The sequence below is a fragment of the Aureispira anguillae genome (assembly GCF_026000115.1).
GTDB lineage: Bacteria > Bacteroidota > Bacteroidia > Chitinophagales > Saprospiraceae > Aureispira > Aureispira anguillae.
Genome location: NZ_AP026867.1, coordinates 5,551,068 through 5,567,348, shown reverse-complemented (window position 1 = coordinate 5,567,348; position 16,281 = coordinate 5,551,068). Strand labels below are relative to the sequence as shown.

The 16,281-nt window shown below is 38.9% G+C and carries 6 protein-coding genes; 4 read left to right on the top strand and 2 right to left on the bottom strand.

Annotated elements, in window-relative coordinates; translation table 11 throughout:
- Positions 1 to 139 precede the first annotated feature (139 nt).
- Entirely contained in the window at positions 140 to 250 is a 111-nt protein-coding gene (locus AsAng_RS21785; protein ID WP_264789216.1) for a 30S ribosomal protein THX, read from the bottom strand.
- Positions 251 to 375: 125 nt separating this feature from the next.
- Between AsAng_RS21785 and AsAng_RS21780 the strand changes: the two genes are divergently transcribed.
- Together AsAng_RS21780 and AsAng_RS21775 are read left to right on the top strand one after the other, a co-directional pair.
- Entirely contained in the window at positions 376 to 1,326 is a 951-nt protein-coding gene (locus tag AsAng_RS21780; protein WP_407655305.1) for a KpsF/GutQ family sugar-phosphate isomerase, read from the top strand.
- A gap of 8 nt (positions 1,327 to 1,334) precedes the next feature.
- Positions 1,335 to 1,793 (top strand): hypothetical protein, encoded by a 459-nt coding sequence (locus AsAng_RS21775; protein ID WP_264789214.1) that lies wholly within the window; start codon positions 1,335 to 1,337, stop codon positions 1,791 to 1,793.
- 66 nt (positions 1,794 to 1,859) lie between these two features.
- Here AsAng_RS21775 and AsAng_RS21770 read toward each other — a convergent pair whose 3' ends face one another.
- Positions 1,860 to 12,809, bottom strand: coding sequence for a M43 family zinc metalloprotease (locus tag AsAng_RS21770; RefSeq protein ID WP_264789213.1), 10,950 nt, complete (start codon positions 12,807 to 12,809; stop codon positions 1,860 to 1,862).
- A 669-nt stretch (positions 12,810 to 13,478) separates the two neighbouring features.
- On the opposite strand from AsAng_RS21770, the gene AsAng_RS21765 reads away from it, so the two are divergent.
- On the top strand, positions 13,479 to 14,036 hold the full coding sequence (locus tag AsAng_RS21765; protein WP_264789212.1) for an RNA polymerase sigma factor: 558 nt from the start codon (positions 13,479 to 13,481) through the stop codon (positions 14,034 to 14,036).
- Positions 14,029 to 16,125, top strand: coding sequence for a hypothetical protein (locus AsAng_RS21760; protein ID WP_264789211.1), 2,097 nt, complete (start codon positions 14,029 to 14,031; stop codon positions 16,123 to 16,125). Before AsAng_RS21765 ends, AsAng_RS21760 begins: the two co-directional genes overlap by 8 nt.
- Positions 16,126 to 16,281 lie beyond the last annotated feature (156 nt).

Genomic DNA, 16,281 nt, shown 5'->3' with positions numbered 1-16,281 from the left:
TTTTTGTTAATCTAAAAACAACAGATTAATATATTATTGTGAAGTCAATATACAAAATGAAAACTATTTAAGAGCAGACCTTTTAGTTTTATTAGCAATAAAAAAGCCCTAACATAAGGTGTTAGGGCAATTGACAGTTTTAAGCTGTCTTTTTCTTGGCTTTACTTACAGCTTTAGCTTTTAAGCGAGTTTTACCGTAAGAACCACGATTAATTTTTCCTTTTTTGGATCTTTTATCTCCTCTACCCATGATATTAGATTTTTTTATTACAAAATGATATTGAGTTAATACTTAGTAGTGGGCAAAATTAATATTTTTTTTTAAAAACTACCCTTGTATATTGAAATTGATAATAAGGATGGTATTTTTAGTGCATGAATAAAATAAGAAAAATGGCTGAACGGGTGTTTTCTATAGAAGCCCAAGCAATTAAACATCTGACTAGTTTGTTGACACCAGACTTTGATACAGCAATAAACTATTTACTAAATTGTAAAGGTAGAATTGTTGTTTGTGGTATTGGAAAATCAGGGTTGGTAGGAAAAAAAATTGCAGCAACACTAGCCAGCACAGGATCACCTAGTTTTTTTTTACATCCTTCGGAGGCAATTCATGGGGACTTAGGAGTCTTGATGCCTCAAGATTGTTTTATTAGTATTTCTAACTCTGGCGAAACCGATGAAATTTTGCAGTTATTGCCTCATATTCAACAACTAAAGCTTCCTCATATTACCTTGGTTGGAAATCCAAAATCTACCCTAGCTAAAAAGTCAGATGCAATTCTTAATATTCAAGTAGAAGAAGAAGCTTCTCCTATCTCAGTGGTTCCAATGGCTTCTACAACGACTACGATGGCAATGGGGGATGCTATTGCTACGGTATTGATTACTTTGAGGGCATTTAATGAGAATGACTTTGCCCGATTTCATCCAGGCGGATCTTTAGGGCGTAAACTAGTCACTGAAGTGGAGGCAGAAATGCAACGTAATAACTTGCCTACCGCTAGAATTGATACAGCCGTTAAGGAGGTTATTGTTAGTATGTCACAGGGGATTTTTGGAATGGTGGTAATCTTGGATGAACAGCAAAAAATAGTTGGCGTAATTACAGATGGAGATTTGAGAAGAAGTTTAAATAAGTTTCCAAGTCATTCTTTCTTTGAGCTCAAAGCAAAAGATATGATGAGCACAAACCCTAAGATGATTCAAGCTAATTGCCCTTTATGGGAAGCGGATCAATTGATGTTAGAACATAAAATTACAGCCTTACCTGTTGAAGAAAATGGGTACTTAATTGGTATTATAGCCAAGCACCAAATCAAATAATACAATATATGAATCTGGATAGTTTACTAGCGGATACCAATTTAGCTAGCTGGGAAGTAGCTTTTAGAGATTATGTTCAATCGGGAAAAGTTGCGATAGACGACTGGTTATGGAAATGGCTTTGGTTTAGAATTCAATGGCCTAGCGAAGATTATAGTCTATTTTATAATGAAAACACCTTGATTAAGGCTGAATTATTTGAAGTAGCTATTGTTGTAACCGTTGGAGATACCAATAAACGCCGTTATGTTCAGGTGAGTTTTTTTAAAGAGAATCCTTATCATCCCGAATTTGAAGAACTTGTTCAAGTAGAAGAACAGGAGTGGCGATTTTCATCCATTGGTAATCCCTATATAGATGAACCCAATTATAAGCAATGGGAAAGGTTGCTTTTTTGTAAATTAATTAATAAGGCTTTAGAGGAAAGAAAGGGGCTTGATTTTTTGATTGAGCAGGTTAGAAGATAGACATAAAAAAAGTGGTGAGACAATTAGTTTGCTCACCACTGATTTTTTATAGATTAAACTAATATACTATCGAAGTAAAATAACATCACCTTTAATCTGAGTAGTTTTACCATCTTTAAATAAGACATCAGCATACCAAGAGTAGGTGCCTGAGCTAGCAGGTTGCCCACGGAAAATACCATTCCATCCTTGAGTAGCAATATTAATATCAAGGTGGCTGCCTTCAAAGACCAATTCGCCCCATCTGTCGTAAACTCTAAAGAGTACTACTTCCTGGACTTTCTCCCCTCCTTGAATAAAGAAGTAATCATTCACTCCATCACCATTAGGCGTAAATCCAGTAGCCGCATTGGCTCTTCGTGGTTTTTCAACATCAATAATCACAATGCTATCGACTGTACAACCATTCGCATTGGTGGCGGTAAATTCATACTGCACACCTTCAGCAGGAGCAATATCAAAGCTATAAGAGCTATCGGTTACAACACCCATCACCCCTGTAATTTGTGTCCAACTGTAAAGCACTCCTGTGGTATCGTTTAAGGTCGCCTCAATGGTCAAACTATCCAAGTATTCAATGGTCGTATTTCCAGTCATGCTGCTAATAAAGAACGGATCTGCATCTTCTACAACCAAAGCTGTATCGACCACACAACCATTTTCATCTTTTACCGACAAGGTATAAATTCCAGCACTTAAACCAGAGAAGATGTTTCCATTTTGCCAAGTCGTTCCATCAATGCTGTATTCCAATAAACCACTCAATACCGTTCCACCTGCACCGATTGCGGTTAAAACTCCCGTTTGATCGCCTGCACAGAAAGTTCCAGCGGTTGTTCCTGTAATCGTCAAGGCTTCTGGCTCTTCAATAGTAATGCTAGTATCCGCCATACAACCTCTACTGTCGGTTATCGTAACGGTATACAAACCAGGCGCTAAATCGGTTACCCTGCTGTTGCTAGCTCCATGGCTCCAATTTGCGGTGTAAGCAGGTGATCCACCTGTAGGAGTCACCTGAGCGGTTGCATTATCTGCCCCATGGCACAAAATAGCCGTTGTTTGTTGGATATCTAGGTTGATTGCAGAAGGTTCTGTAATGGTATAGCTAAAGCTTTCCGTACAGAATGTAGCATCGGTTACGGTTAGCTCATAAACCCCAGCAGCCAAGCCATTGTTTGGATTGCCAATAAAGCCATTCGACCAATTGTACCCCACCAATACCTTATTCGAAGTAAGAATATCAATGCTACCATCCGTTAAGCCATGACAGCTCACAGGACTAACATTTTCCGTTACCGTAATTGGAGTTGCCTCTGTGATGGTAACCGTCGCACTCGCTGTACACATATTGGCATCGGTCGCTACTACCGTAACAGGACCTGCACTAAGATTCGTAGCAGTAGTACTGACTTGCCCACTAGGATCGGTCCATACGTAAGAATAAGTAGGAACACCACCATTCGTAGTCAGTACGGTTGCAATACCATTGTCGCCACCAAAACAAGTGACATCTTGCTGTACGCCAGCCGTCACGACTAATTGACTAGGCTCTCCAACCGTACCCGTTAAAGTCAAGGTACACCCCAAACTATCGGTTACCGTAACGGTATAATTACCTGCCGCTAAACTGTCGGCAACAACGGTATGTTGACTAGGACTGCTATTCCAAGCAAAGGTATAATTGCTTCCTGTTCCTCCTGTAATAACCGCAGCAATTTCACCACTAGCCGCTCCAAAACAAAGGGCATCTGTAGTGGTTAAGTAGCCCGTTAATCCAAGAGCAGGCTCTGAAATCATAAAGGTATCCACATCAAAACAACCATTGGCATCGGTTGCTGTTACAGTATGCACCCCAGCCGATAAACCAGTAGCTGTAATACTATTTTGTCCAGGTGCTCCTGACCATTGGAAGGTATAACCACTGGTTGGCGTTCCTCCTTGAATACTCAAGGTAGCCGATCCCGTAGCCCCTCCTTTACAAGCAACAGGAGTGGTGAAAATAGCCGTAATATCTACTGCGGTAGGTTCTGTAATTATCGCCGTAGCAATCGCCGTACAGCCATTGGCATCGGTAAGGGTAACAGGATGTGAACCACCAACTAAGCCTGTAGCCGTAGCATTGGTTTGTCCATCCGCCCATAGGTAAGTATAAGTAGGTACTCCTCCTGTTCCAGCAACCGTAGCAGTTCCCGTTCCAACGCCATTACAAGTAGCATTGGTGGTGGTCGTAATGGCAGCCGTCAACAAAGAAGGTTCACTAATCGTAACCGTTGTAGAGTTGGTACAGTTGTTAGAATCTGTTACGACTACTGTATAGATTCCAGCAGCTAATCCAATTGCCGTTTGGCTCGTTTGGTTGGCCGCTGCCGCATCCCATTGGTAAGTGTAAGGACTGGTTCCACCAGTGCCTTGTGCAGTAGCCGTTCCAGTCGCACTGCCATGACAAGTGGCATCCGTTTGAGCACTAATACTAGCCGTTAAAGCAGTAGAAGGCTGAGTAAGGGTGACACAAGTTACAAAAGAACAAGCATTCGCATCGGTAATGGTCACACAATGTACCCCAGCTGTTAAGCCGATGGTCGTGGCAGAAGTACTGCCATTGGACCAGTTGTAAACATAAGAAGTTAACGCAATGGGGGTTCCTCCACTACCACTTGCCGTAGCAGTAGTCGTTCCTCCAAAGCAAGGAATTGGATTCGCCGTAATGTTTCCAGTCAAGGCAGTTGGTTCTCCAACATTAAAGACCTCTACTCGATCACAACCATTGGCATCGGTTACCGTAACGGTATACAAACCTTTGGCTAAGCCCGTAGCAGGGTTGGTTACCTGAGCATCTGACCAACGATAAGTATAGGTTCCTGTTCCACCACTGGCATGCGCCATTGCTGTTCCATCCGCAGCACCAAAACAAAGAGCATCGGTGATCACCACAGAGTCAATTAAGACGGGTGCTGGCTCTGCAATGGCAATCGGAAGGCTAATTTCACAGTTGTTTCCATCTCGAACAAAGACCACATAGGATCCTGCTGCTAAGTTATTGTAAACATTAATGGGACTGTAGACATTACCACTTTGTCCAGGACCTGTAATTTTATATTCATATCCATTCACACCCAATGTACCCGTTCCAGGAGTGGCATTCACTACGATTTGTCCATTGGCATCTCCATGACACAAGACATCAACTTGGGTAAAGGTTGCTGCTAAAGGAACAGGATCAACAATGCTGATACACGTATCGGCTTGACAGCCTGCCACATCCGTAACCGTGACACAATAGGTTCCTTCGACTAAGCCATTGATGGTAGCGGTATTTTGTCCCGCAGGACTCCAAATATAGCTAAATCCACCATTCCCCCCAGCGGCAGTTACGCCTACAGAGCCATCTGCCTCACCAGGACAGCTAATTGCTGCTCCATTGTAGTTAGAAAGTACTTGTGGGATTAAACTAATGGCTGAAGGTTCGGTTAAGACCGATCCTGCTGTGATACTACAACCATTGGCATCGGTTATGGTTACTGTATGGACACCTGCACATACTCCTGTGGCAATGCTTGAGGTCTGCCCATTGTTCCATTGATAGGTATAATTTGGCGTTGCTCCTTGTGCATCTACCTCTATCATTCCATCACAACTGTTGTGACAAGATGGATTACTTTGATTGATAATTGCTGCTGTTAATACCGTTTGTGGTTCCGATACGGTAGCACTTGCGGTAATGGTACAGCCATTAAAGTCCGTTACGACTACACTATAGGTTCCGATTGTTAGTCCATTGGCAATGGCGGTATTTTGGTTGCCCGTAGCGGCATCCCATTGATAAGTATACGGGAAGGTGCCTCCTGTTACTAGGGCTTCGATTTGCCCATCACTACCATTTTTACATTGTACGGAATCGACATCAAAGTTCAATTGTAAGGCAGTCGGTTCGTTGATCACTACATTGGCAGTCACGGTACAACCATTGGCATCCGTTACCGTTACACTATGTGTTGTTGCCGTTAAGCCCGTTGCCATATTGCCATTTTGTCCATTGCTCCAGACAAAGCTATAAGGTTGGATACCACCACTCAAACTAATTGTTGCTTGACCATTGGAGCCTCCAAAACAACTCACATCGATTGTACTAAAGTTAATATTGCTAAATCCTGCTGGTTGATCCACCTGAATGCAAGTATCTACCGTACAACCGTTTCCATCGGTTGCTGTGACACAATGCATCCCTGCGGGCAAGCCCGTTGCAGTAGCGGTATTTTGTCCATTATTCCAAGTATAAGTAAATCCACCTACTCCTCCACTTACGTTGATGCTTGCTGTTCCATCATTGCCCCCATTACAAGATACAGCTGTATTTGAAATGGTAAAGTTAATGGGAAAACTATGTACATTGACCCTAATGGTAGAATCACAACCATGAATGGTTTGAAAATGGAAAAGCGTAGAAGATCCTGCCTGTAAATTTTGTCCATTATAAGGGAAGGTATTTCCAACACAAATAGCGGTATCAATAACGGCATAGAAGGTATCTAAAGCATTAACATTGACCCTAATGGTAGAATCACAGCCATGAATGGTTTGAAAGTTGAAAAGGGTAGAAGACCCTGCTGGTAAATTTTGCCCATTATAAGCAAAGGTGTTTCCAACACAAATGGCAGTATCAATAACGGCATAGAAGGTATCTAAAGGATTAACATTAACCCTAATAGTAGAATCACAACCATGAATGGTTTGAAAGTTGAAAAGGGTAGAAGATCCTGTTGGTAAGTTTTGCCCATTATAAGGGAAGGTATTTCCAACACAAATGGCAGTATCAATAACTACATAGAAGGTATCTAAGGGATTAACATTAACCCTAATGGTAGAATCACAGCCATGAATGGTTTGAAAGTTGAAAAGGGTAGAAGACCCTGTCGGTAAATTTTGCCCATTATAAGGGAAGGTATTTCCAACACAAATGGCGGTATCAATAACGGCATAGAAGGTATCTAAAGTATTAACATTAACCCTAATAGTAGAATCACACCCATGAATGGTTTGAAAGTTGAAAAGGGTAGAAGATCCTGTTGGTAAGTTTTGCCCATTATAAGGGAAGGTATTTCCAACACAAATAGCGGTATCAATAACTGCATAGAAAGTATCTAAAGGATTAACATTGACCCTAATGGTAGAATCACAGCCATGAATGGTTTGAAAATGAAAAAGCGTACTTGTAGTGGGATGCAAAAACTGTCCAGCAAAAGCTAAGCTATCACCTAGGCAAATTGTAGTGTCAATAATATTGTAAAATGTGTCTAGACCTGTTACTGCTACAATAACAAAAGAATCCAGCCCTCCAGAAGTAGTATATTGAAAGGTATCTATTGTATTAGGGGGTAAACTATTCCCTTGGTAATCAAATGTGCTTCCTAGACAAATAGCAGTGTCAATAATGCTAAGCAGTTGGCAGGTATCAACCGTAAGCCTAAAGCTATCTACTGAGAAACAACCAATGGAATTATTGGAAACTACAGTGTAAGTTGTGCTTGCAGTAGGATAGAAACTGGGGGTAGAACAGTTGGTACAGCTTATGGATTGATTCGGAAACCATTGATAACTATAAGCGTTATTAAAGGTTAAACTTAAGGTATCCGCTAAACAAATAGTACTGTCATTGAGGACAATTAACCCAACCGTATCAACCGTAATTATAATACTGTCTCTAAATGTATCACCACAAACGTTGGTAACTTCTACCCAGTACAATCCTGAGGAATCAGCCGTAAGCGTAGAGTCTATTTGCCCATTTTGCCATAAATAACTACTAAAGTAACCACCCGCATTTAGTTCAATAACACTGTTTTCACAAATGGTCGTGTCTGGTCCTAGATCGAGGGGAGGAGTCACAGCAATAAATGTCGTACTATCGATGTTGTTTAAGAAGTTACATTCTGGAATTGTCGTTACAGGAAAATCTGTACTAAAACTATAAATAGGAGGCGTGCTAGCATCATCATTAACAACAATATAGAAGTCAGCAGAACTATTACTGGCTTTTAGATAAAGCGTAAGGCAAGAATCTTTTTCAATGTTTTGCCCAATGGTATAAATAGGAGCAACTAAGCTAGCTCCTACTGTTGTGCTGGGGTTGGCATTGTAAATGGCGATAGGAGTCTGATACGATAGAACATTGCTACCAAGATTACAGATTCTAGCCGTAATAATAATGCTATCCTGATCACAGGTAACTGTATCGATACTTACTGTTGCATCAGGAACAACAAATTCTGTATTGGTATGCTGATTCAAAAAGTTGTTGAGAATACAGCTATCTCCTACAATATGATGGTTTTGTTGAACACGAGGAATGGTCAAGTCATCGTTGATATTTGTATACGCATAGGCATGTTGGTTCCATACACTTCTGGCAGGCATCCAAGGAGTAGAATTAGATTCAAATACTGTGATGCGAGCGACATTAACAACAGAAGGTGTACCCCCACAGTGACAGACAATTTCAGCTTGACCATCATTGTCAACATCAGCAACAATTGGATATTCAACAACTGTTCCAGAGGAACAGTTGTTGGAGCTCATAATAGCCCCATTGGAGCCATTAATAATGTATAAATTAGCTTGATCTCGATAGATGATTTCTTTTTGACCATCGTTGTTAAAATCAAAGGAAGTACAACCTGTTGCTCCAGAAGCATCATTATTGTTGGTAGACCATAAGATAGACATATTGTTGTCTAATACATGTAAGCGTCCACCACCTGCACGAGCAGCTTCTACAGCTATTTCTAAGGCTCCATCTCCATCAAAATCCCCAATGTTAGGTCTACCAATAGGACGGTTGCCTGTTGTATATGCCCAAAAAGGACGTACTAATGCTTGAGTTTTGGGGTTCCAAACATAGACCCCTTTTTGATTGGTTGTACTATCAAAACCTGCTACAACAATATCTAAGGTGCCATTTTTGTCAAAATCAGCAACACTGGTATATCCATCTCCATAGCCAGCCATTACTTTTTGAATACTAATGGAGTTTAGTGCTGTATTGGTATAGGATACGATGTTAACAGAATAAACATGGGGTCCTGCAATCAGCTCTAAACCATTACAGTCTGGGTTTCCTGCGCAATCATTAACATCAATAATATCGGCAGCCAAGACAAGCCCCCCTGAATAATGTGTGTTTTTGCCCCTTGCTCCGTTTCCAGTTACTAATAAAGCCCCATTAATACTACTATAGATACGACGACCGTATACAATCTCAGGAATCCCATCCGCATTAAAATCATATATCCCAATTGTATTATCACCTAAATCAATCGTAGTTGTAACTGACCATTTGAGTGTTCCATCGTGTTCATATACTCGTAAGTCATTATTTTGGCGAATAACGATTTCTGCTTCAGGATCATTATCTAGGTTAGCGATAGCAGGATAACCGTTGGATTGGGTGGGATTATTGTGGTTGTAGCTATATTTTAATGCTCCTGTTTGTCCATTTACAGCAATACCAGCACCATCGGAACGGAAACCAACAATTTCGGTCTGTCCATCGTTATCAATATCACCCGCTACGCTAAGCCCCCAATTGGTTACATTGTGGGAGGACTGCCAAGCTTGTTGGATAGAAAAAGTACCACTAGGAAAACTGTCTGTACAGGCATTGCCTAAACAAGCTTGATAATAAGCATTGGAACAAGAAGTGTCGCCACAACAGTCAGGATCATAACAATCCACTAAGCCATCTCCATCGTCATCGATTCCATTATCACAAATTTCATAGCAGCCATTATTGGTACTAAAATCAAATAGGGTATCTCCCGCAGGGTATAAGGTTTGCCCTAAATAAATAGCATAGGGGTAATTGGTACCTTGTGTATCTTGTAAACTATAAATAAGACTTGTATCTGCACAAAAAGTTAGTGTGTCAGGACATTGACTAATTGAAAAACTTTGTACAACCGCACCACTAGAATCTACGATTTCAAGAGGGTAAGTTGTGCTATCGCAGTTTCCATTGCAATCTAATTTTTGGACAATAAGCTCTACTTCTTTATATTGACTTGCTAAATAATTAAATCCATCAATTTGATCTGGATACCCCGCAGGATATCCCGCAGGATGATTGATATTGGGCTCATTGGGAGTAGCAAGATCTATATTAGAGGGTACTAAATTTTGTGGCATAAAATTATTAGGATTGGGAATCACAAAAAGCGTATTTAAGTTTCGTTTAGAATAATATAGATTCCCATCATAACAAGACTCAATGCCCGAAATAGAGTTCCATGTATTTAAACAGCTCGCAAAAGAACAGCCACTACCAGTTGTCATATTTAGACCACTAGGAACTGTTTGAATTTGTAAGCGAAGCTCTAAAGGGGAGGTATTGAGGTCTATTTGCCCTAGATAAGTTAGATTTGTGCTTCCACTTCTACTATAACCACCTGTTGTGAAGTATAAAAAGCGACCATTAGGACTAAATTCAACATTATTAACTTTTCGTTCCATATTGCGGAGGAACAGAAGTGGATAAGTTGTGTTAACAGAAAGGGCGTTTACTGTATTAGATGTATTTAATATATTGGATTGATCATTGGGGGTTCCATCTGCTTGTAGTACCAAATTCCCCAAACTAATCGTTTGAGCAGAAGTCGAATTAAATAGGGAGGCGTCAAATAGTATTATATCTTGAAAATTTGTAGATTGATTTCTACAAACAACAGCAATCTTATCTTCTGTTGGACTCAATTCAATAGGGGAACCTGCAATAGTTAAACTCCACCACTGTGCGTTGACATTTCCCGTATTGGCAGACCAAGTTATTCCTGTATTGGTTATCAAAAATCGATCTAAAGAAATTGTATTTACATTAGGCGTTCGTCGGCACAAATAAAGATAGTGTTGATCAAATAGACCTGCGGCAGTTCTAGAAACGGCAGCACCATCGGTATAAGTATGAGTGTTTCCTGTTCCATCTGCAAGGGGAACATCTCTTTGTATAATATTTAATGTGTTTCCTCCACTATACTGAATTCTAGAAAACAACCAATTGGCAGGAGTATAGGCTCCATTGCCTCCTAGCGCACCAAAGTCTGTTGTCCACTGTTTATAGATAATATACCACTCATCATTGCTTTGCGGTACTTTGATTACTTGAATTTCTTGCCCAGCCTTTACTCCATTTAACCCTGGAGCATTAGGGGTTGTACTGGTTAATAATGGGCTGCCATCAGCGGCATAGATAAATAAATTATTAGAAGCACCACTTCCTGTATGCAATACGTAAAAGGCGAGTTGCCCACATTCATTAAAAGCGGCTCCTGTTTGCCCTCCATTGGTCGTTGTACTAGTCGGAATGGTACTAGAAACAGGAATGGTATCTCGCCAATCTACGATTGAAGGAGTTACGTTGCCGTGAGGGGCTAAAGGCCAAATGGGCAAACCTGTTTGCGCTAAAGCAGTATTGGTTACAGTAACGATTAGAGTCGAAGAAGTGTCTGAACAAACGCCATCCGATGCCACTAAGAAAATATCATAAGTACCAACGATTGGAAAGGTAAAATTAAAGTTAGTTGTAGTTGCCTGTTGTACATTATTGACGAACCATTGATAGCTAGTTGCTCCAGTTGAAGTGTTGTTAAATAAGACAACATCTCCAGGAGAAACCTGAGTGTTATTGGCAACAAAGGAAGCTTGCGCATTGCAAATTACGCTAATAGTTATGGAATCTCTAAGCGTACAGTTAGGATCACCATTAGACGCTTCTAACGTCACATTATACGTTCCGATTGTATTAAACGTAAAACTGCTATTGGTGGTGGTAGAAAAAGAACTACCATTGATAAACCAATTATAAGTTGTTGCTCCCGTTGTATTGTTTGTGAAATTGACCGTTGTACCTGCTGTAACGGTTGTTGCACTAGCTGTAAATCCAATTGCAATAGGGGTAGTACAAGGAGCAATACAAGCTTGAGAAGCCAATAAACTTGCTCGAATTCCTGTTAAAAAAAAGTGTGTTCTGATTTTTTGCCCTTGTGTGAATTGATCGTAACAGGCAAAGTCAGAATAATCCATATAATTTTCTTTTTGATCTTGTTGATCTCCTAAACCACCATTGGCAATGGGGCGATATGGATTGTTGGCTGATAGGTCATCTTCGTCAGTTGAACAGGAATTGATGACCGAAGCGCAGGGCACCCAAGAGGTTGTGTTGTCAGGTGGCGTGTCACAAACTCGATCCCCATCTGCTAAACAATCATTGTTTGTACATCCTCCCTGAAAGGTATGGTAAAGACCTAAATAATGCCCCATTTCATGGACTAAAACCTTTGAATTATTGGGAGAACTGCCCATATAATTCGCTTCTACAACAATACCATCTAAATTGTTTCCATGAGAAGAGGGGAAATAAGCATAACCAGCAACGCCTCCTTGGATGTTATTAACCACCCAAATATTGATGTAATCAAGAGGGTTCCATCGAATTAGGTTTTTGAGTGCTAAATCTTGTGTATTGTGGTTTAGATTAGTAAGCGATGAAACGGTATTGGTAATTCCATTGGTGGTATTCCCATTGGGATCACGCTGCGCTAGGCAGAACTGTATATCAATATCTACACCTGTGGCTGGATTGTATACGCCTACATTAGCAAAGGCATCGTTTAGGTGTTGAATGGCATTGTTGACTTGTGTGGTGGGGATATTGCCCGATCCATTGTTGTGAACAACGTGTACAACAACAGGAATGGTATACATTGCCCGACCATTTGTGGATGGGTATCCCCGTTGAATTAAATTGTACAATTGTTGTTCTAATTGATTTTGAAGTCGCTGTTCTTGAGGAGAAATATTAGGCTGTAATGCGTCAAAACCGCAGAAAACACCATTGTTATGAATGTGATGTGAAGTTTTGGAATGACGACAAGTTTCGTGACTAGTCCCTATTGTCGTATTGATATAAGATAAAGTTCCGATAATAGCAAGAATACCACTACTGATAAGTGTTAGTAAGGTGTAACGCATAGGATTTTTGATTAATTAGTCTGCTGATAGACAAATAATGTTAATAGGGAATGTTTGTTGGTTAAAAAATTAATAGTTCGATAAATCTGTAACGGATCAATTGTTAATTTTGGGGGGCGATAACCCATTTGTTACAGGATTGTTTTTTGTTTTCTAATAAAAAAGCAACGAACTATCGTTAAAAAAAAACAATTTATATATATGCAAATATAAGTGTTTAAAAACAGCATTGCAAGGTACTTTGTTTATAATTGAATTCTAGCAAATAGACATTATCCTAGTGTTATATTTTGTCAAAGGAAGGATAAAAGAATAAGAAAATTATAACTTATTGGGTTGACAAGTTGAAATATGGGATCAGAATTATAGAGTAGAATATAATTTTTGTGTAATTATTTGATTTTCATGTTTAAAAAACACGTTTTTTTTCAGTTAAATGGCTATCCTATTTGATTTTTCGGATTTTTTTCTTTTTTTTTGTATAAGGAGATGTTTTTATATCCTCTAAAAATTCTAATGAAAACTTTTATTGTTTTTTAACTACCCCTTATAATAGTTTTAGGCAATGAAAATTAACAATTTATTTGCATACAAATATTTTAGAAGAGGTAGAATCCCATTTTGTTAAAATAGAAAAATCAATAATTAGGAAAAACAATAACCACCAAGATGAAATCGGTCGTCCTAGCAGAAATATCTGAACGTGAATTAATAGAAGGTTGTATTGCCAAAAAAAGACGTTATCAAGAGCAATTGTACTATAGATATGGTACTGATATGTATCAAGTTTGTCTAATGTATGCTAAAAATGAAGCAGATGCATCAGACATCTTGCAAGAGAGCTTTATCAAGGTCTTTAAGAATATACACACGTTCAAATTTCAAGGGGCTTTGGGGGGCTGGATTCGAAAAACGGTTGTTTTTACAGCAATTAATGCTTACAAAAAGAAACAAAGGGAGACTAAATTGGTGGTATCAATGCCAGAAAGTAGCTATGTTGATTTTTCTGTTAATGAAATAGCAGAAGGCTTAGACCCTAGCGAAATTGTAAAATTGGTTAACCAATTGCCTAAAAAAGCACAACAGGTATTAAAACTGTATGCAATAGAAGGATATAAACATCAAGAAATAGCGGATATGTTAGATATATCTGTCGGAACATCAAAGTCCCAGCTTAATAGAGCCAAAAAAATATTACAACAAGCTGTAAAAACACTTCATGGATAAGAAAGATCAGTATGACAATCCGGTTGGAGATAACTTAAACTTATCTCATGAAGACCAGTTGCCTTCTATCTGGGACAATATCTCTCAAGAACTCAATGATTTTGATGAGACAATACCTCCTACGAATGTGAATGCTATCGATGAGGCGGACTTAGCTAATGTCGATAATTTTTCTAGCATAAAAGAAGGCTTCCAAAAGAATTTTAGTGGCAATCAACCCCCTAAATTTATGTGGGATAAGATTGAACAAGACCTAGAGTCATTTATAACAACAGATGCTCCATCTGATTTTAGTGCCATCAAGGCTGGATTCGAACAAACTTATAAAGAGAATACAGCGCCTAATTTTATTTGGAATGACTTGGCAGAAGAAATGGACAATCCTAGCCCAAAGCTCAAAGCTAAGGGGGAAGTTGAAGATTATAGTTTTGTAAAAACAGGGTTTGAGAAAAAATATAGTGCTGTTGTTGTTCCTTTGTTTTCTTGGGAAGATTTGGCAGAACGCATGGATCATGAAGCGGCTTTAGCAGATACAGCAGATCGGTATTCTATTATTAAAGAGAGCTTTAGTAAGGAATTTGTGCATCATAAACCAGCTGTTAATACTTGGAGTGCATTAAACCAACAGCTAACTCTAGATACATACTGGGGACGTATTGCTCAATATTGGGCTAGTTCAGACCTAGGAAAAAAAGCCATCCTATTCACTGCAATTGGTATATTGATAGGTGGAGGGCGATCTTGCCTCTTTAATGAATCTTCAATAGATGTTCCAACAGCTCAAACTATTGCTTTAACAACCAATGGTTCAGGTGCTATAGAAGAAAAAGAGAGTATCCCTACGTTTAAAAAGTCAACAGTGGGTAGCTCTATTGAGCAGCCAGAAAATAAAAAGCTAGAGACTCTACTTCAAAAAGAAAAACAAAGTATTTCTAGTTCAAAAAATAATATTACGACAGTTCCTAAAAAGGAAGGAAGTGTTTCGGGGACTCAGAACAAAGAATTAATAAACGGAGAAAAGAAACCAAGTTCTGTTCAAAAAGGGCAAGAGGAGCAGGATAAGGCTATTAATGTTAGTCCATTAGACGACCCAACTAGTGCGAAAAAAGATAAAAGTGTAATTTTTTCAACAGCGGAAAAGGATGGTTTATTAAGCGATGAATTGGCAAAAAATACAACTTCTACTAATAAAGATAATACCCACACAATTTTAAGTGACAATTTGGATTTGTTTACCAATAGTATTGCTTTGAATTGGTTGGGAACCAATGTTATGAAGGTAGATTTGTTGGGAAGTGGAGTGGGGATCTTAACGCAAAAATATCTTAATGATCCTGCTATAGCTGCAATGGAAGAAGATAATTTTTCTTTGGTTCGACAAGCTCAAAAAGGTAAAAAACTTCGTTTTGAATTTGGTTTAATTAGTAGGACAGGAACCTCTCTTTTTCTCGGTGAAAATACATCTAAAGCGTTTAGCGATAAAGAATTGGCGTCAACTGAAATGTGTGTGACTGGAGCGGCAGGGGTGATGTTGAATTATCATTTTGGATTGAATGATGCTGTTGTTTTGGGGGTGTATCCCTACTCTTTTGCTAAGCAATGTTTTATGGATTATACCAATGACGGAGCTTATGAAGATAAATCTATTGAATTGTCTTTCTTTGATTTTTCAATCGGCTATCAACGTACACTAGTTCGATATAATTCTTTGAGAAAACTACCTTCAAAGTTGTATACTCGAATAGATCTTGGTTTAGGGTATTTGATGAATTCCCACACAACCATTAATAATGAAGCAATACCAGACAATGGTTTATACAAAAAAATCAATTTTTCTGTAGGGCTGGCTTTAGGAAGTTCACATGAAATCAATCAATTTATTATTGATTATGGGGTTACTGGAAATGTAGGGATGAATGATCTTATTGAAGCTTCTAACACAACACCAATACTAAAACCTGCAACATTACTAAATGTTGGAGCTTATATAAGCGTTCGTTATATTCTTTTCCCCAGATTAGAACCATCTAAGAAACAAAGACAATTTGATTGGTCACCACCATTTTATATTGAAGAACCCGCATTTTAACAAGAAAGTTTAACAAACTTATTCGTAAAATTAATTGGATAATTCCCTAATAATATTTGGGGTAAGGTGTATTTATAGGTTTTTTATTAGGGGGTAGCATGATTTTTGCTATTGAAAAACAGAAAATGTGCATGTATTTCATACTTTTGCAGCGTT

Excerpts from the sequence above, each read along its gene's own strand:
- AsAng_RS21785 (WP_264789216.1), bottom strand. The coding sequence starts at position 250 with ATGGGTAGAGGAGATAAAAGATCCAAAAAAGGAAAAATTAATCGTGGT.
- AsAng_RS21770 (WP_264789213.1), bottom strand. The coding sequence starts at position 12,809 with ATGCGTTACACCTTACTAACACTTATCAGTAGTGGTATTCTTGCTATT.
- AsAng_RS21775 (WP_264789214.1), top strand. The coding sequence starts at position 1,335 with ATGAATCTGGATAGTTTACTAGCGGATACCAATTTAGCTAGCTGGGAA.
- AsAng_RS21760 (WP_264789211.1), top strand. The coding sequence starts at position 14,029 with ATGGATAAGAAAGATCAGTATGACAATCCGGTTGGAGATAACTTAAAC.
- AsAng_RS21780 (WP_407655305.1), top strand. The coding sequence starts at position 376 with ATGAATAAAATAAGAAAAATGGCTGAACGGGTGTTTTCTATAGAAGCC.
- AsAng_RS21765 (WP_264789212.1), top strand. The coding sequence starts at position 13,479 with ATGAAATCGGTCGTCCTAGCAGAAATATCTGAACGTGAATTAATAGAA.